At 56.7% G+C, this 15,668-nt stretch carries 19 protein-coding genes and 1 tRNA gene; 9 read left to right on the top strand and 11 right to left on the bottom strand.

Annotated features, from left to right (window positions below; all coding sequences use genetic code 11):
- The 6 genes from ACQZ63_RS05955 to ACQZ63_RS05930 all read right to left on the bottom strand — a co-directional run bounded on the left by ACQZ63_RS05955 (nucleotide 1) and on the right by ACQZ63_RS05930 (nucleotide 5,424).
- Nucleotides 1-1,287: an AAA family ATPase gene (locus tag ACQZ63_RS05955; protein ID WP_113555602.1), complete on the bottom strand. Its 1,287-nt coding sequence runs from the start codon at nucleotides 1,285-1,287 to the stop codon at nucleotides 1-3.
- 34 nt (nucleotides 1,288-1,321) lie between these two features.
- Nucleotides 1,322-2,020 (bottom strand): CpaD family pilus assembly protein, encoded by a 699-nt coding sequence (locus ACQZ63_RS05950; protein WP_041694292.1) that lies wholly within the window; start codon nucleotides 2,018-2,020, stop codon nucleotides 1,322-1,324.
- Between the two features lie 56 nt (nucleotides 2,021-2,076).
- Nucleotides 2,077-3,660: a type II and III secretion system protein family protein gene (locus ACQZ63_RS05945; RefSeq protein ID WP_013635298.1), complete on the bottom strand. Its 1,584-nt coding sequence runs from the start codon at nucleotides 3,658-3,660 to the stop codon at nucleotides 2,077-2,079.
- Nucleotides 3,657-4,463, bottom strand: a complete 807-nt coding sequence (gene cpaB, locus ACQZ63_RS05940) for a Flp pilus assembly protein CpaB (protein WP_003514566.1) — start codon at nucleotides 4,461-4,463, stop codon at nucleotides 3,657-3,659. The genes ACQZ63_RS05945 and cpaB overlap by 4 nt, the downstream gene beginning before the upstream one ends.
- Before the next feature lie 127 nt (nucleotides 4,464-4,590).
- Entirely contained in the window at nucleotides 4,591-5,103 is a 513-nt protein-coding gene (locus ACQZ63_RS05935; protein ID WP_113157190.1) for an A24 family peptidase, read from the bottom strand.
- Nucleotides 5,104-5,235: 132 nt separating this feature from the next.
- Nucleotides 5,236-5,424: a Flp family type IVb pilin gene (locus tag ACQZ63_RS05930; protein WP_013635300.1), complete on the bottom strand. Its 189-nt coding sequence runs from the start codon at nucleotides 5,422-5,424 to the stop codon at nucleotides 5,236-5,238.
- 443 nt (nucleotides 5,425-5,867) lie between these two features.
- Here ACQZ63_RS05930 and ACQZ63_RS05925 point away from each other — a divergent pair, with 443 nt between their 5' ends.
- Nucleotides 5,868-6,251 carry a pilus assembly protein N-terminal domain-containing protein gene (locus ACQZ63_RS05925; protein WP_113157288.1) on the top strand — a complete coding sequence of 128 codons (384 nt, stop codon included), beginning with the start codon at nucleotides 5,868-5,870 and terminating at the stop codon, nucleotides 6,249-6,251.
- A gap of 240 nt (nucleotides 6,252-6,491) precedes the next feature.
- On the opposite strand, the gene ACQZ63_RS05920 is transcribed toward ACQZ63_RS05925, so the two are convergent.
- Both ACQZ63_RS05920 and ACQZ63_RS05915 read right to left on the bottom strand, forming a co-directional pair.
- Nucleotides 6,492-6,578 (bottom strand) — tRNA-Leu (locus ACQZ63_RS05920).
- Between the two features lie 120 nt (nucleotides 6,579-6,698).
- Complete coding sequence (locus ACQZ63_RS05915; RefSeq protein ID WP_003514570.1) at nucleotides 6,699-7,004, bottom strand: Rdx family protein; 306 nt, start codon at nucleotides 7,002-7,004, stop codon at nucleotides 6,699-6,701.
- Nucleotides 7,005-7,149: 145 nt separating this feature from the next.
- On the opposite strand from ACQZ63_RS05915, the gene ACQZ63_RS05910 reads away from it, so the two are divergent.
- From ACQZ63_RS05910 to ACQZ63_RS05895, 4 genes are all read left to right on the top strand, one after another.
- The gene (locus tag ACQZ63_RS05910; RefSeq protein WP_003514571.1) at nucleotides 7,150-7,599 is read left to right on the top strand and encodes a DoxX family protein; all 450 of its coding nucleotides are present in this window, start codon (nucleotides 7,150-7,152) and stop codon (nucleotides 7,597-7,599) included.
- A gap of 138 nt (nucleotides 7,600-7,737) precedes the next feature.
- Complete coding sequence (locus ACQZ63_RS05905) at nucleotides 7,738-8,436, top strand: type 1 glutamine amidotransferase (RefSeq protein WP_162686707.1); 699 nt, start codon at nucleotides 7,738-7,740, stop codon at nucleotides 8,434-8,436.
- An 86-nt stretch (nucleotides 8,437-8,522) separates the two neighbouring features.
- On the top strand, nucleotides 8,523-8,711 hold the full coding sequence (locus ACQZ63_RS05900) for a YegP family protein (RefSeq protein WP_003514584.1): 189 nt from the start codon (nucleotides 8,523-8,525) through the stop codon (nucleotides 8,709-8,711).
- A gap of 177 nt (nucleotides 8,712-8,888) precedes the next feature.
- On the top strand, nucleotides 8,889-9,986 hold the full coding sequence (locus ACQZ63_RS05895) for a glycoside hydrolase family 25 protein (RefSeq protein WP_013635302.1): 1,098 nt from the start codon (nucleotides 8,889-8,891) through the stop codon (nucleotides 9,984-9,986).
- Between the two features lie 11 nt (nucleotides 9,987-9,997).
- Here the strand turns inward: ACQZ63_RS05895 and ACQZ63_RS05890 are convergent, their stop codons facing one another.
- Nucleotides 9,998-10,873 carry a DMT family transporter gene (locus ACQZ63_RS05890; protein ID WP_003514586.1) on the bottom strand — a complete coding sequence of 292 codons (876 nt, stop codon included), beginning with the start codon at nucleotides 10,871-10,873 and terminating at the stop codon, nucleotides 9,998-10,000.
- Between the two features lie 116 nt (nucleotides 10,874-10,989).
- On the opposite strand from ACQZ63_RS05890, the gene ACQZ63_RS05885 reads away from it, so the two are divergent.
- Both ACQZ63_RS05885 and ACQZ63_RS05880 read left to right on the top strand, forming a co-directional pair.
- Nucleotides 10,990-12,387 carry an aminotransferase-like domain-containing protein gene (locus tag ACQZ63_RS05885; protein WP_162686708.1) on the top strand — a complete coding sequence of 466 codons (1,398 nt, stop codon included), beginning with the start codon at nucleotides 10,990-10,992 and terminating at the stop codon, nucleotides 12,385-12,387.
- Between the two features lie 88 nt (nucleotides 12,388-12,475).
- Nucleotides 12,476-12,793, top strand: coding sequence for a hypothetical protein (locus ACQZ63_RS05880; protein ID WP_003514590.1), 318 nt, complete (start codon nucleotides 12,476-12,478; stop codon nucleotides 12,791-12,793).
- A 70-nt stretch (nucleotides 12,794-12,863) separates the two neighbouring features.
- Here the strand turns inward: ACQZ63_RS05880 and ACQZ63_RS05875 are convergent, their stop codons facing one another.
- Nucleotides 12,864-13,322, bottom strand: coding sequence for an Rrf2 family transcriptional regulator (locus tag ACQZ63_RS05875; RefSeq protein WP_019564490.1), 459 nt, complete (start codon nucleotides 13,320-13,322; stop codon nucleotides 12,864-12,866).
- A gap of 150 nt (nucleotides 13,323-13,472) precedes the next feature.
- Here ACQZ63_RS05875 and ACQZ63_RS05870 point away from each other — a divergent pair, with 150 nt between their 5' ends.
- On the top strand, nucleotides 13,473-14,360 hold the full coding sequence (locus tag ACQZ63_RS05870; protein WP_111782888.1) for an NAD(P)/FAD-dependent oxidoreductase: 888 nt from the start codon (nucleotides 13,473-13,475) through the stop codon (nucleotides 14,358-14,360).
- Here the strand turns inward: ACQZ63_RS05870 and ACQZ63_RS05865 are convergent, their stop codons facing one another.
- Nucleotides 14,361-15,143 (bottom strand): AraC family transcriptional regulator, encoded by a 783-nt coding sequence (locus ACQZ63_RS05865; RefSeq protein WP_162686726.1) that lies wholly within the window; start codon nucleotides 15,141-15,143, stop codon nucleotides 14,361-14,363.
- A 94-nt stretch (nucleotides 15,144-15,237) separates the two neighbouring features.
- Between ACQZ63_RS05865 and ACQZ63_RS05860 the strand changes: the two genes are divergently transcribed.
- Nucleotides 15,238-15,645 carry a DUF2000 family protein gene (locus ACQZ63_RS05860; protein WP_003514594.1) on the top strand — a complete coding sequence of 136 codons (408 nt, stop codon included), beginning with the start codon at nucleotides 15,238-15,240 and terminating at the stop codon, nucleotides 15,643-15,645.
- The last annotated feature ends 23 nt before the right edge of the window (nucleotides 15,646-15,668 follow it).

Here is a 15,668-nt window from a genome sequence, read left to right as displayed (position 1 = left end):
CTATTTGCGCTTGAGAATATTCTTGAGCTTGTCCAGACCGCCGCGCTTGTTTTTGCGCAGAATGGTACGGCCTGTAATGGTATGGGCAATTTGCGAGAACGTTTCCGCGATCTGGGATTTTTCGTCCATCTCGCTGATCATGCGTCCGCTGTTGGCTGCATTTCCGAACAGCTGGGTGTCGAACGGAATGATGGCGACCGGCTCGATTTCCAGTGGGTCGAGAAAATCCGCAGGGGCGATCTCCGGGCGTTTCGGCATGCCGACCTGATTGAGAACGAGATGCGGTAACTTGTCGTTGGGTCTCAGTTTTATCAGCGCGTCGAACAGGTTCTTCGTATTGCGCAGGTTTGCGAGATCCGGAACCGCCGTAATGACCACCTCGTCGGCTTCCGCAAGCACCGCCCGCGTCCAGTCACACCATTGATGGGGAAGGTCGAGAACGGCGACGGGCGCACTGCGCTGCAGGACCTCAAGAATCGGCAGAAACGCCTGACGATCGAAATCATAGGTCCTGTCGAGGAGAGAGGGTGCGGCCAAAAGTGAGAGGTGGTCGGAACATTTCGTCAGCAGACGGTCGAGGAACACCTCGTCCAGCCGTTCCGGCGAAAACACCGCTTCCGCCATGCCCTGAGCGGGATCCTGATCGAAATCGATGTTGGCCGTGCCATAGGCAAGATCCATATCCGCCAGAATGGTTTCGGTGGAGAAGAGGGTAGAGATGCCGAAGGCGCAATTATGCGCGATCGTCGACGAGCCCACCCCGCCTTTGGCACCGATAAAGGCGATGTTGCGACCGAGCGGCTCCGCTTCCGGATCAACGAAGATCGTCGCGATCGAGGCCAATAGATCGGCCATGTTGATCGGTGCGACGAGATATTCGGAAATGCCGTTGCGGATGAGATCGCGATAAAGCGTTATGTCGTTGTGCCGGCCAACGATGATGACACGGGTGGTGGGGTCGCAGACCTCCGCCAGAGGAGCGAGATCATCCAGCAGAGAAGACGGTGAGCTTGCTGTTTCAAGAACGATGAGGTTGGGCGTTGGTGAGGCGGAAAACATCGTCGCCGCCGCGTTGATGTCGCCCTTGGTTACCCGCAGGGTGACCTTGCTCATCCGCCTGTCACTGGACAAGGCATCCATCACGCGCTGCATGTTTTCGCTGACGCAGAAGGCATGGACGGATATGCGGGGCAGGGGCCGCAGGCGATCCATATCCGAGGCACGCGGCGCCGACTGTTCGGCTTCCGCGTCGCCGCTTGACTTGATATGGTATTCTACAGCGCTCATCATCTTTCCTGCCCTGACAATTGTTGGAACCGCGTCAATTTGGCGTCGCCGTGTTTTTGCCGCTGCGATAGGCGTCAATCACCACTGCTCGGCGCTCCGCGTCGATCGGACTCATGCCACGCGGGCCAACCAGATCCATGGGGTTGGCAACCTGTGCCGCGAGATTGCTCTGGGAGGCACATCCGAAATTGTACCAGTTCTTGTTGGCAAAGGTATTGTCGGAAAGGTCTTCGGGCCATTGGCCGCATTGCCCGGTCATGGCGGTAACGGCCACATAGCTCAGGCGGATGGGGGCAGCGTCGCCATTCGGGGATGCAGCGTAACGTGTTTCCATGATCTTGCCAGAGGGCACACCAGCGCCGGAAAGCGCTGAGCGGATTTGTCTCGCCATTTTTGAAGCCGCTGCCGAGTTGGCTGATCCCGATGGCATCTGGATATTGACGATTCCCGTCGACATCGAGGCGTAATTCTGGGCGAAACCACGGACATTATCCGCCATTGCCGTGGTCAGCCGGCTATCGCCTGCTGATACCGGAATATCCAGCGAATGCTCGGCTTCCGACAGGGTGATCGGATGGCGCGTGCGGTAGTCGTCAGGAATGGCGTTGGTCGTCATCGGGTCGCGTGCGCAACCCTGCAACAGGCCGGCGGCAAGCGTCACCGTCACCATGGCGACGAGACCTGCCCGTCTGCCCGGCAGGCTTGAGGAAAAGGAGGAAGGGTTTTCCTGCATGGCGTTTCCTGCCCGGACCGGGCTTGCTGTGAAAAGGGGATTTCGTGCGCGTGTCGTCATTTGTAGATGAACCCCACTGATCCCTGATAGGGAGCCGCCTGAACCTGGTCCTTGCGGCCATAGACCTTGTTGACACGGTTCATGAAATACATGGCGGCATCGTTTTCCGGGTTGAAGTTGTCATCCGGCCGGGCGATCTGGTTGCGCGCAACAGGACGTACCAGATAGGGCGTTGCTATGATGACAAGCTCCGTCTCGTTGCGGATGAAATCCTTGCTGCGGAAAAGCGTGCCGAAGATCGGGACTTTGGAAATGCCTGGAAGTCCAGACATGGCCTGGCGAATATTGTCCTGGACAAGACCTGCGATCACAATCGAGCCGCCGGACGGAAGTTCGACTGTTGTCGAGGTTTCACGTTTGCGGATAGACATGTAGGTTGAGCCTGGGATGGTGCGGCCCGCATTTCCGGTTACAACGTTGCCTTCATATGTCGGCTCGGAAACATTGGTCTCGATTTTAAGGCTGATCCGTCCCGGTGAAAGCACGACGGGCCTGAAGTTCAACGTGATGCCGTAGTCGACCGTGTTGGTGGTACGCGTTATGGTTGGCTGGCCCGTATCCTTGTCGATGGTAACTTCCTGCTCTGCAGGCAGACGGAAATCGCCCCCCACGTAGAACTTGGCCTGTTCGCCGGAGATGGCGGTAAGACTCGGTTCGGCCAGAGTGCGCACGACACCCGCCTGTTCCATGGCGTTGAGATAGGAAGCAAAGTTGAGCGAGCCGGAGCCAATCGCGCCACTGGCTATTCGCGACGCACCGCTAATTGCATTTCCGAGATTGGACGGATTTGAAAATTCGAAACCGTTATTGCTTGTCGAGCTGCTGATGGAACCATTGAAGCCAAGCTGTTTCAGCACCTGCCGGCTAACTTCAGCAACGGTGACTTTCAGCGTCACCTGATCTTCGCCCTCAATCGTCAGCATATTGACAATCTGCGATGTCTGCCGGTTTTCGGCAAAAATCGCCGCGTCACCGCCATTGTTGCCGCCCGTGAGAGATATGTTGCGCGTGGTGGCCTCGCCGCCTTTCAGAAATGCTTCGGCAAGCTGGACAGCGCGTGCCGAATCCTGAGGTGTGCGCACTGATCCCGTGAGAACGATGTTGTCGGAAACGATCTCTACCTTGATGTCCGATTCGGGAATGAAACGGCGGATATTGGCCTCAAGCCCGGAGATATCGCGCTCGACCTCAAGATCAAGACTGACGATTTCGCGCCCGCCATCTCCGAAAATGAAGATATTGGTCTGGCCCACCGTTTTTCCGAACAGATAGATGCGCTTGGACGTACGGGTTACGGCATCGGCAAGGCTCGGATCGGCGACGAGAATATCATGGGCATCCTCCGGCAGATCGATGACCAGTGCCTTGTTGAGACCGAGCTTCAGGCGCTTGCGAATGCCACTACCGCTTTCGGTGATCCGCACGATGCTCGCGCTTTGAGCCTCGGCTTCGCTGATACGCAAAAACGCGGGTGAGTGCTGACCCGGAATACCTGAAAAAGCCAGGCAAAATGCAAGGCTGCCCGCCATTGAGGAATGCAGGTGTTGTTTAATGCGCTTTGCCATGGAACCCCCGGTCATTGCGATGCTCCCTGTCCGGCTTTGACGATCGAACCGGATTTGATCACCTGAATCTCCGGCTGCCCGGAGCCGCCGTTGAGAAGGTAACCTGCTGAAAGCGTGTCGTTTTCCTGCGCATCGGCGACTGAGCGCAAAGCAAGCGTAAGGCGATCCGCCATCTGTTGCGCCACGGTGATGATTTTGGCCTGTTCGGGTGTGAGTTCGAGCGTTGCGGTTGCACCCACGACGGCTGAGGTGCCGTCCTCGCCTTCCTTGATCTGCTGGTCGATCGCCAGAACACGGACATTGTTCAAAACATTTTCAGTTAAAAAATGACCTGAATCGCCCTTGCGGACCATGATGACATCGACCCGGTCATTCGGCAGCACGAAACCGCCAGCACCTGTCGAGACGGAAATTTCCGTGGCGACGGCGCGTTTGCCGGCCGGCAAAAGCGAGGACATGATGCGGGTGCTGGAATCGACCACTTTTTCAGGCCTTACAGGCTCGCCCTGAAACAAAGGCAGCCGCACGACAGCGCCGGATAGTTCGGTTATGGCGTTCGGGTTTTTCGCTTCCGTTATGAAGCTGTCGATGACGTTACCAGTGGGCCAGGGCGTCCAGTGTACTGAACTATCGTTCAGGCGGCTGCCAACGGGTAGGTTGACCGAGGAAACGAGAACGTTAACCGTCGGTTCCTTCTCTATGATCGTTTCCGCTTTTTCGATGACCTGCTTCGCGCCGGAAATCTGCATGGCAACGATGCCGGCAAGACCGGCGGCGACCAGGGCAACGGACAGAATGACGATACGCGACGGTTTCATGCTCGATCCTTGAGGGAATCAGATTCTTCTCCCGTCAGGATGGCGCGTGATTGGTATAATTATGGTTAATATTATGCTTGAATCTGTAGTTAACCAGCCTTTAATTTTTGACCGCAAAGTAGTTTGCTTAGGTAAGACTGGCGATGGCAGCTTTCACAAGAGGTGTTTCGCCATAAGTCAAAAGACCGGCAATGGCTATGCCAATACCATAGGGGATTTTTTTTGCCACCATCAGGGAATCAGGAATCGGAATACCGATCGCCAATATTTCTTGCGAGCGTGATCGCAATAGCAGGATACCAAGCGTCAACACTCCGCCGATGAAAGTTACTGCGAGCAGAAATTCTATGAGGGAGATGTTGAAGCCGTACCACACCGTTACGGAGGTCAGCAGCTTGGCATCGCCTCCGCCCATGGCGTTGGCGGCGAAGAGTATAAAGCAGGCAAAAAATACAGCAGCAGCGGCAGCAATGCTCATCGCAAAAGTCTGTAAGTCCATACCGGAAAAAGGGGCAACGACAATAAAGGATAGCAGTAGGAAAAGTGTTATCCTGTTGGGTATCGTCATGCTGAAAAGATCGTTCAGAGCGGCAAAAGCGAGGCAAAAAGGCAATATCAGAAAAATTGCAGCAATTACCACGGCCGTCTCCTATGGAATTTTCGTTTATAAAGTGGAGGCTTTACTTACATTTACTGCGGTTGCTTTGCCGAAGGTCTTTATAAAAAGACACGCCGCCTAACGGCGGCATGTCCTCTTTTGGTCCAGCAACGCTTAGTTCGTTGCGGCAGGCGCATTGGCATTGATACGCTGCGAAAGCGCGGTGAAGAAAGCGTTAAGCCGCGTGCCAACCGCGGTCGCGCCGCCGATAATAGCGACAGAAATAAGCGCTGCGATCAGGCCATATTCGATTGCGGTGGCACCGGATTCGTCTTTAAGGAAACGAGTGAAAATCTTGGTCATGGGGTCTCTCCTAACTCTATGTTTGGTTCAGCACGCCGACAACTTGTTTTCCGTTGTTCGGTTGCGTTCAAACTACAGCTGAGCGATTTCCAAGCGCTTAAAAAATAGGATTAACTCAAAGTAAACGGCAGGTTGAGTTTCGTTTGGTAAATAAACACAAAAAGTATTTTATAAGCTTATATATTTTCTGATAAACAAATATATTCCGGCGTTGGCCATTTCTCTTTTTTGATCAAGTGTTCTCTCCATAAGACAAGGATGTTCAGTTTTGGCGCGGGCAGTAAAATGAAAAAAACTTTGAAATGTAGCCAATGGTTACTATTCGCATTATGGATTTCGGCCATTTAACGCTTCATTCACTAAAAACACGCATTCTGCTGCACAGTAAGTGCGGGTAGTGAGCAGGGGCGAAACGCGTGTCATCCGGAAAACTGGCGAAAATCGTGGTCGGCTTGTCCGTCATCCTATCGGGTTCGTTACAGCCTGTTTTTGCTCAGGAAGATATATTGCGCGTTTCGATGAACCACGCCCGTGTCCTTCGCCTCGACCGCCCGGTAAGCAAGGTTATTGTCGGAAACTCGAAAGTCGCCGATGCGACGGTTGCCGATGCCACCACGATCGTGTTGACCGGGCGCAGTTTCGGTACGACGAATCTTGTTCTTCTCGATGCCGAGGGCAATCCAATCGTCGATGAGCGCATTCTCGTCTCCATCGATGAGGGCAATACGGTTCGCGTTTTTCGACAAACGGAACGGACCGTGCTTTCCTGTACGCCGAATTGCGAACAGCATTCGCAAAACAGTGGCGAGAAAGACGCCCAGCCTTAAGCGAACTGCAACCCAATACCAAGTCTGAATATATCGGAATTCCGCGCGCGGGAATGGCTGGCATTTTGTCAAAGTGACAAAGGCTTAGCGCTCGTCCTGGGTAGCATTTTTACGGGAAAGATCGGGGTTGATCGCCAGCAAAACGAAAAACCGCAACATGTTCCCCTGCGTTTTGCAGGAGGACTGAATGTTGCTGTTTTTTCGTCTAAGTGTTTGATCTGGCTAAGATCAAAAATGGAATGGTGCCCAGAAGAGGACTCGAACCTCCACACCCTTGCGAGTACCAGCACCTGAAGCTGGCGCGTCTACCAATTCCGCCATCTGGGCGACGGAGAGCGATGTACGAGGGCAGCCGCCCGGTGTCAACAGACTTTTTGAACTTTTATGACGATCATTGATTTTAAAGGGAAAAAACTTGGTTAGACGCTGTTGAAACATGTTGCCGCGTCAATTGTCGAGCCCTTCATGCTTCGTCCTGTCGACGTGACCTAGGTCCCGTTCCGGGTCGATGACATCGCGGATTCTCTGTTTGAGCTCTTTTGGACCGGGGAAACCGCCATCGCGCTTGCGCTCCCATATGGTTTCACCATCAACGGTGATCTCGAACAGGCCACCCGTTGAGGGAATGAGGCTGACTTCGCCGATGTCAGAAGCGAAGGTTTGCAAAATCTCCTGCGCCATCCATCCCGCACGAAGCAGCCAGTTGCATTGTGTGCAGTAGCGGATGGTTATGCGGGGCTTGGTCTCGGCCATGATCACGTCTCCTTCAGCGCCCGATGACAATAATGCTCACGATAATGTCAACTATGACACTCATGTTTTTACCTGCGGCATGCTTGTTCTTATCATGCTGCTTTGCGAACAGATAAGCCATCGAAGGCTAAAACGCGGAGATCCCATGGCCCAGTTCGACAATAATCGTCAGCGTCTTTTCGTTCCGGCGGTCGCACCTCTTTATAATTCGACACATGATCTGGTGGAGACCGTTCTGCGCGTCGTGGCCGGGCTTCTTCTTGTCACCCACGGCTTCGGCAAGATCGCCAATCCGTTCGGGGCTGTCGGCATGGTGGAGAGCCTCGGCTTTTATCCGGGTGTGTTCTGGTCACCTCTTCTGGCCGCCACGGAATTTTTCGGTGGAATTCTCGTGGCCATTGGGCTGTTCACGCGGCCGGCATCCTTTGCCGCAATGATCGTGCTTTTAGTAACGGTCTATTTTCACGGTATCGTAAAGGCGGAAGGTCTGGGTGGCGCGGAAAAATCAGTTCTCTGGGCAGCCATTTTCCTGTTCTTCGCTGTCCGCGGCGGCAACCGGCATTCCGTCGACGCGAAGCTGTCGCGGGAATTTTAAGGTGCCACAGGCCGGCTTGTCCTCTTATTGCCTTGCTGACGATATTGCGCCTCTTGAAAATCCGTTTTTCTCGTGGTGAAGCTGAATTCGATCGGCGATACCGGCCGACCGAATTCCCCGTTGTCAGCAAGAGGCCCCATGCGCGTTGCAATTATCGAAAACATGGCGGGCACGCCGCATGGACAGATCGGCGTCGCTCTGGAAGAGGCAGGGGCTGACGTGCATGTCATCCGCGCCTATGCGGGTGAGCCTCTTCCTCTCGATGCAGCTGCACACGATGCGCTCGTCGTTTTGGGCGGGGAGCAGAACGCTCTTGACGACGTGCTTTATCCCTATCTTCCAGACCTCGCACTTTTGATGAAAGCGTTTGGCGATGCGGACAAGGCCGTGATGGGCGTCTGTCTCGGCAGCCAGTTGCTGGCGCGCGCCTATGGCGGAGAGAATATTCTGGCCGGCCCGCCCGAATTCGGCTGGGAAGACGTATCCCTCACGGAAGAGGGCGTGTCCGATCCGCTCTTGGCGGGGCTCGACAAGACATTTCCCATTTTTCAGTGGCATTGCGACACATTCACGCTTCCGCCCGAGGCAACGAGACTTGCGACCAATGGTGCAACGCGAAATCAGGCTTTTCGCGTTGGCCGCGCTGCCTATGGCACGCAATTTCATTTTGAGGCATCCACGGCCGTGGTCGACGGATGGTGTGAGGCATTCCCGGCTTCCGTCGAAAAAATGGCGCCCGGCTGGATGAACAATTACCACGATCACCGTGGCGGGCGTGCAGATGTGGCCGATGCGACCGGTCTGGAAATTGCCCGTGCCTGGGTACGGCTTGTCTGATCTGGCAATTATCGGTTGCGAATATGGCCAAGGCCGCTCAGAATTGAGTGTGTTTCACCGACGTTTGCCAAGGAGGCACCAAGATCATGTATAAATTCGAAATCTATCAGGACAGGGCCGGGGAATATCGTTTCCGCTTCAAAGCATCCAACGGGGAAACGATGTTTTCCTCCGAAGGATACAAGGCCAAGGCATCGGCCATCCACGCCATCGAATCGATCAAGAAAAATTCCCCCGGCGCCGATACGGTCGATCTGAGCACGATGACCGCCTGAAGCTCTCCGTTTCGCGAAACCTCGAGGCATTCTCCTGCCAGAAATGACGGGCGCGTTGGAAGGTGTCGGCGTAAAGATAAGATTCAGTCTTTTTTGATAATCTTCCGTTAGCAATTGTATTTCGAGGTTCCCGGGCGGCGTCAGAGTGCCCCTGGATTGTTTTGCGTACGGGTTCTCATGCGTTCATCGGCTGTGCCAGCACTTCTCTTCGGTTGCCTTCTGCTTGGTGGCTGTACGTCCAGTTCCGGGCCGGAAAGCCTGATGGCCGGCCTGCCGTCGAAAGAAACCACGAGCTCGGTTACGCCATCCGCGCCGGTGCCGCAGGCAAGCGTGGGCAGCCAACCCATCACGGCCCAGCCGCGACAGGAAGTTCTGGCATGGGGCGGGCCGGTGCCCGAAGAGCCAAAGGCCTTTTCAGCCGTTACCCCACGAGCGCCCGTGCCGCAGAACGCGCTTGAAACCCGTTTGCCGTCACCGTCACAGGCTGGAATGGTACGACCGGCAGAGCGTCCGATGGAGCGTCCGGTACAATTGGCCATGGCTGCAGCCCCGGCGGCCAGTGCCGGTGCGCAGATCCGTTCGCGCATTTTCCGCTCCAGCTTCAGCGATGCCAAACCCATCAATTTCGGCAGGGTCCAGCCGCGCCATTTTCAGGTCCACGGGGTGGATGTCTCGCGCTGGCAGGCCAATATAGACTGGCCGCAGCTGCGCACACGCGGCGCCAACTTCGCCTTCATCAAGGCGACGGATGGCGGCGATCATCTTGACCCGATGTTCCGCACCAACTGGCAGCGTGCAAAGGAAGCGGGCATCCGTCGTGGCGCCTACCATTTCTTCTACTGGTGCCGGTCGGCCGGCGAGCAGGCGGATTGGTTCATTCGCAACGTACCGCGCGATCCGGATGCGCTGCCGCCGGTGATCGACGTGGAATATAACGGCGAATCGAGCTGCAAGATGCGCCATTCCCGTGAGCGTATTCTGGAAAAGATGCGCGTGTTCATGGATAAGCTGGAGCGCCATTACGGCCAGCGTCCGATTATCTATACGGCGCCCGATTTTTATAAGGACAATCTGACCGGCGAGTTCCAGGACTATCCCTTCTGGCTGCGCGCCGTTGCCCAGCATCCGTCCGTGGTCTATCCCGGCCGCAAGTGGTTGTTCTGGCAATATTCCGGCTCCGGCCTGTCGCATGGTGTCGATGGACGCATCGATCTCAATGTCTTCAACGGCAGCGAGGATGCCTGGCATCGCTGGGTAGACCGCCGCTCGAGTTGACGGGGCGGGCGTCAGCGCGAAAATTTTCGCGCGCCGGCAACGCAGAGCACCACCACGAGCGTGATGGCGATCATCGCAGGGCTGACCTCCTCGTGAAGCAGGGTTGCTGCAAGCACCAGCCCGAAGAACGGCTGCAGCAATTGCAGCTGGCCCACCGCGGCAATGCCGCCAAGCGCCAGCCCGCGATACCAGAAGATGAAGCCGATCAGCATGCTGAACAGCGAGACATAGGCGAGGCCGCCCCAGGCCTGCGGGTCGATGCCTGCGAGGGTTTGCGGCCCTGTGAAAAAGGCAAGCGGCAGCATCAGAGGCAGGGAGAGCACCAGTGCCCATGAGATGACCTGCCAGCCCCCCAGTTTGCGGGAAAGGGCAGCACCCTCGGCATATCCCAGCCCACAGACGATAATCGCGCCCAGCATCAAGAGATCGCCGGCAAGTGATGCTCCGAGCCCGGAGGCCAGCGAATTCGACAATGAAAAGCCGGCAACGAGAACGCTGCCCAGGCAGGAAAAGAACCAGAAGGCGGGCCGAGGGCGTTCTCCCCCACGCAGTACGGCAAAAACCGCGGTTGCGAGCGGCAAAAGCCCAACAAAGACGATGGAGTGGGCCGAGGTGATGTGCCGCAAGGCGAGGGCAGTCAACAGCGGGAAGCCAACCACCACGCCGAAGGACACGATGAAAAGGGATGCCATATCATCGCGCGCCGGGCGTTTTTGCCGGAACACAAAAAGCAAAGCGAGCGCCAGAAGGCCGGCTATGCTGGCGCGGGCGAGGGTCAGGAACACCGGATCGAAACCCGTTACCGCAACCCGCGTGGCGGGCAGCGAGCCGCTGAATATCACCACGCCGATAAGGCCGCTCAGCCAACCGCTTGTCGTCTTGTCCATGACCGTCTCCTGCAATTTCCCTTTCTTGATCCGGAACGGCTGGTGAAAACAGCGACAATCATATACAATTTCAAGAAACTGTTATGGTTATTTGGACGGTACGGTTGGAGAGAAATGTGGACGGACAACTCGCGACTGGAACGCGCATAGAACAGGTGATGACCAGCATGCGGCAACGCATCGCCTCGCGAAGCCTCGTTCCCGGCGCCAGATTGCCATCCGTTCGAGCGCTTGCAAAAGCCATGCAGGTCTCCACTTCAACCGTCGTCGAGGCCTATGACCGGCTGGTTGCCGATGGCACCATAAGCTCGCGACCGGGTTCGGGATTTTATGTGGCGGGTCCGCTAGCGCCCCTGTCTCTGGCCGATATCGAGCCTCGGCTGGACAGGGCGGTGGATCCGCTCTGGGTGTCGCGCCAGGCGCTGGACGAGGGGGCGGCGCTTGCCAAGCCCGGCTGCGGCTGGCTTCCAGCGTCATGGATGCCGGAGCAAGCGCTACGGCGGGCGATGAGGGGGCTTGCCCGCGCGGATGCTTCCTTGCTGACGGATTATGCGAGCCCGATGGGGCTCTTGCCGCTACGCCAGCTTTTGTCCCGCAGACTTGCCGAACATGGCGTCCAGGCGGGCGCCAGCCAGATCATGCTCACCGATTCCGGCACGCAGGCGATCGATCTCCTGTGTCGTTTCCTGTTGCAGCCAGGGGATACGGTGATTGTCGATGATCCCTGCTATTTTAACTTCCGCGCTCTCTTGCGGGCGCATCGGGTGAAAATCGTTGGTGTGCCCTATACGCCGGCTGGACCGGACCTGCCGCTTTTCGAGCAGGCAGTGAAAGAGCATCAGCCGCGCCTTTATATCACCAATTCCGCGATCCATAATCCGACAGGCGCAAGGCTTTCCGCCGTTTCCGCCCATCGCCTGCTGATGCTGGCCGAACAGGCGGGCCTCACCATCATCGAGGATGATATTTTTGCCGATTTTGAAACGCAGGCGGCACCACGGCTGGCTGCTTTCGATGGTCTGAACCGGGTCGTCCAGATCGGCAGTTTTTCTAAAACCCTGTCTGCTTCCGTGCGGTGCGGTTTCATCGCAGCGCCTCCGGCATGGGTGGAAGCCCTGACCGATCTCAAGATTGCCACTGCTTTTGGTGGAGCAAATTTTTCGGCTGCATTGATCCTGTCGCTTTTGACTGACGGTAGTTATCGCAAGCATGTCGAGGCTCTTCGACAGCGTCTCGCGGCGGCGGTGCCTGAGGCGGCGGCGCGTTTGAAAGCGCTTGGATGTGTGCCGTGGATCGAACCGCAGGCGGGCATGTTCTTATGGTGCCGCCTGCCGGAGGGGGTCGACGCCGCCGATGTTGCACGTCGGGCACTGGCGCAACAGGTGGTGCTGGCACCCGGCAATGTTTTTAGCTCCGCGCAGAACGCATCCGCTTTCATGCGTTTCAATGTGTCGCAAATGGCCGCTCCTCAGGTCATGGCGGTGCTGGCAGATGCCCTCAGGCAGAGCGCGTAATTGTCGCCCATATCGTGCTGGCCGAGGAGAATCGGAACAAAATCCCGTGAACGCCGTTTTCTTCTCAGAATGAAGAGGAGGAAATACCATGACATTCGATCCAAACAATCCGCGCCCGGACCGTGATCTTCGTCCGGAACTGAATATCAGCAATGAACCGCTTGCCCGCAAGTCTCCGTCCTGGATGCCATGGCTGGCGATTCTCGTTGTCGCATTGGTAGGCGTTTTTGCCTGGTCGCAGATGAGCGGCCCGAACACCGATCCGGCCACGACATCCTCGACCATGCCGCCTGCGGCAACGCAACAGGCACCGGCGCCCGTGACTCCGACTGTCCCGGCAACACCGCCTGCCAACAATGCAGCACCGGCAAGCCCGAATACCGGCGGCACGCAGACGCAGCCGTAATGGGTTAGATCATCTGACAAAACCGCCTGCCTTCCGGCAGGCGGTTTTTTATTGCGCCAACTCTGCGGCGTTAGAGCTGATCCATCGCGGAGGGGTGGTTGGACAATCTGGACCAGCGGCCCATCGATTCCTCCGCCAGCGCCGAAAGCGTAATGTTTCCGAAGCGGGACAGGAGAATGGTCTCCGCCTCGTTCATGGCGTCGAAAAGGGCAGCATTGACGGCCTGCTCTATGACGCAGTTAGGATTATCTCCTGCCAGCCCAATCGAGAACAATTCCGGCGCGCCAAGCGCCCGGTAAATATCGAGCAGCGTGATTTCGCTGAGCGGTCGCGCCAGAACCCAGCCACCGCCATGGCCTTTTTCCGACGACACGTAACCGTGCTCCCGCAAGCCCGCCATGGTTCTGCGCACCACCACCGGGTTCGTCTGCAACATCGCCGCGATGCTTTCCGAGGTCGCCGCACCCTCGTGTTTCTCCATATGGATCAGAATATGCAGCACCCGTGAAAGGCGCGTGTCGTGTCTCATCGGTGAAATCCGCCTGTTTTTCGCGACATTACCAGTTAGCATATGACGTAACAATATAAGTTGCGTGACTATTGACTCTAAAATTCATGTAACAATATAAGTATCGTGAAACGAACGGGCGCTTCCGGCTCGGTGAACGATAGGTGCATCATGAAATACGACGTCATCATCATCGGCGGCAGCTATGCGGGCCTGTCCGCCGCCCTGCAGCTCGGGCGCGCGAGAAAAAACATCTTGGTGGTGGATGCGGGTGAGCGGAGAAATCGCTTCGCCAGCCATTCCCACGGTTTTCTCGGACAGGACGGCAAGGCGCCGGGCGACATCATCGCCGAGGCACGCCGCCAGATCGAGCGCTACCCGACGATACACTGGGCAAAGGGCAGGGTAACGAATGCCGAAGGATCATTCGATGACTTCGTCATCGAGATCGATGGCAATCGCCGCGAAAGGGCGGCCAGACTAATCCTTGCCACAGGCGTTACGGATGAACTGCCTGATATAGCCGGGCTGAAGGAACGCTGGGGCAGCGCCGTCTTCCATTGCCCCTATTGCCACGGATACGAACTGGATCAGCGCAGGATCGGCGTCATCGCGGCCTCACCGCTGGCCATCCACCATGCACTGATGCTTCCGGACTGGGGTGAAACGACCTTTTTTACCAACGGTATATTCGTGCCGGATGCTGAACAGAATGCGCTTTTGTCAGCCCGGGGCGTTCGGGTGGAAAAAGAGCGTATCAGAGAGATCGCAGGGCATGCGGATGTCGTTCTTGCGGATGGGCGCAGCATTGCTTTGGCCGGTCTTTTCACGCAACCGAAATTGCGGATTGCCTCGGATTGGATCGAAAAGCTCGGCTGCACCGTGGAAGAAGGGCCGATGGGGTCAAGCATCGTGACGGATGCCATGAAACAGACGACAGTGCGCGGAATCTTCGCATGCGGTGATGTGGCAAGGCCCGCTGGCTCGGTCGCTCTTTCCGTGGGCGATGGCGCCATGGCAGGGACTGCGGCTCACAGGTCGATCATGTTTCCGGAATGATCAGTGCGAAACAAGGCTTAGCCAGCGCCCCGGAGGCATTCCGAAGGCATTCTTGAAGTGGCGGGTAAAATGCGCCTGATCTGCAAAGCCGCAGGCAAACGCCGTTTCCGCAAGACCCGCACCCGCCCGCATCATGTCCTTGCATTTTTGCAGACGTCGCATGATGAGATAACGGTGCGGGCTCGTGCCAAACAGGGAGCGGAAGTGCCGAAAGAGCGTGAAGCGATCTAACCCGCTTATTTGCTCCAGCTTCTCTGAGCTGACGGCAAGCGCGCTGTTCTCCAGCAGGTAATCCCGGCAACGGAAAACGGCGATCCGGTCAAGCCGCTTGATTGTTCTCTTGCTTCCGTTCGAATGCTTCCAGAGCAGATCCGACAGTCTCGATTGCCAGTCGGTCAGGAGCAGATTGTCCGGCTCGCCTTCGAGATTGCCGAGAGCCTCTATCAGGCATTGCCGGAACTCATCGTCTTCGATGACGGGGTTTTTTGCAAATGGCAGCGCGTGAAATCCGGTCGCCACCTCCATGGTTTTTTCCGGCGGAAGGTAGAGCATACGGTAGCGCAGACCTTCGTCGGTGCCGGCACCACCATCGTGAACTTCGTCCGGATGCAGCACGATAACCTTTCCGGGCGTGCTGAAATGCGATGTGCCACGATAGGAAAAGGTCTGGACGCCGGAAAGCGTCACACCGAGCGCATAGGTGTCATGGCGATGGGGTGCATAGGCGTTGCCGTGAAAGCGCGCTTCAATGCGCTCGATCCCTTCGCTGGAAGGGGCCTGCACGATCCCCTCGAATTTGCACGAACGTTCAAGATCGCTCGTACCCTGAGGGGCTAGGGTCGCTTCTCTTTCGTAACCACAGCCAGATTGAGTTCGCATGTTTGATACCAAGATCGCCGTCATCCTTCGTGATGACCTTGCCGTGTGGCAAAAACTGAACGTCACCGCATTTCTCATGTCCGGCATCGTCGCCCAGACCAGAGAGATCATCGGGGAACCATACCGCGACGGGGCGGGTAACGTCTACAATCCCCTGTCCGTCCAGCCGATAGTCGTCATGGCCACGGATCAGGAGGCACTGCGCAAAATCCATCAGCGATCCCTGGAACGCGAGGTCACGACATCGCTCTATATCGAGGAAATGTTCGCAACCGGTCATGATGTTGCCAACCGCCAGGTGTTTTCGGAATTTTCTCCCGACAATGCAAAGGTCGTCGGCATGGCGCTTAGGGCGGACAAGAAAATCGTAGACAAGATTACCAAGGGCGCGAAGCTGCATGCCTGAGCAGCTGCCGTGAATGTAAAAAG

This window comes from Agrobacterium sp. CG160-95 (assembly GCF_053521725.1).
Note: the sequence above shows the minus strand (reverse complement) of the source record. Positions and strands in the feature narration are given on the sequence as shown.

Coding starts and splice junctions, on each gene's coding strand:
- ACQZ63_RS05950 (WP_041694292.1), bottom strand. CDS start 2,020: ATGCAGGAAAACCCTTCCTCCTTTTCCTCAAGCCTGCCGGGCAGACGG.
- ACQZ63_RS05915 (WP_003514570.1), bottom strand. CDS start 7,004: ATGGCCGAGACCAAGCCCCGCATAACCATCCGCTACTGCACACAATGC.
- ACQZ63_RS05860 (WP_003514594.1), top strand. CDS start 15,238: ATGTTTGATACCAAGATCGCCGTCATCCTTCGTGATGACCTTGCCGTG.
- ACQZ63_RS05875 (WP_019564490.1), bottom strand. CDS start 13,322: ATGAGACACGACACGCGCCTTTCACGGGTGCTGCATATTCTGATCCAT.
- ACQZ63_RS05930 (WP_013635300.1), bottom strand. CDS start 5,424: ATGACCAAGATTTTCACTCGTTTCCTTAAAGACGAATCCGGTGCCACC.
- ACQZ63_RS05910 (WP_003514571.1), top strand. CDS start 7,150: ATGGCCCAGTTCGACAATAATCGTCAGCGTCTTTTCGTTCCGGCGGTC.
- ACQZ63_RS05905 (WP_162686707.1), top strand. CDS start 7,738: ATGCGCGTTGCAATTATCGAAAACATGGCGGGCACGCCGCATGGACAG.
- ACQZ63_RS05870 (WP_111782888.1), top strand. CDS start 13,473: ATGAAATACGACGTCATCATCATCGGCGGCAGCTATGCGGGCCTGTCC.
- ACQZ63_RS05900 (WP_003514584.1), top strand. CDS start 8,523: ATGTATAAATTCGAAATCTATCAGGACAGGGCCGGGGAATATCGTTTC.
- ACQZ63_RS05945 (WP_013635298.1), bottom strand. CDS start 3,660: ATGACCGGGGGTTCCATGGCAAAGCGCATTAAACAACACCTGCATTCC.
- ACQZ63_RS05890 (WP_003514586.1), bottom strand. CDS start 10,873: ATGGACAAGACGACAAGCGGTTGGCTGAGCGGCCTTATCGGCGTGGTG.
- ACQZ63_RS05955 (WP_113555602.1), bottom strand. CDS start 1,287: ATGAGCGCTGTAGAATACCATATCAAGTCAAGCGGCGACGCGGAAGCC.
- cpaB (WP_003514566.1), bottom strand. CDS start 4,463: ATGAAACCGTCGCGTATCGTCATTCTGTCCGTTGCCCTGGTCGCCGCC.
- ACQZ63_RS05895 (WP_013635302.1), top strand. CDS start 8,889: ATGCGTTCATCGGCTGTGCCAGCACTTCTCTTCGGTTGCCTTCTGCTT.
- ACQZ63_RS05880 (WP_003514590.1), top strand. CDS start 12,476: ATGACATTCGATCCAAACAATCCGCGCCCGGACCGTGATCTTCGTCCG.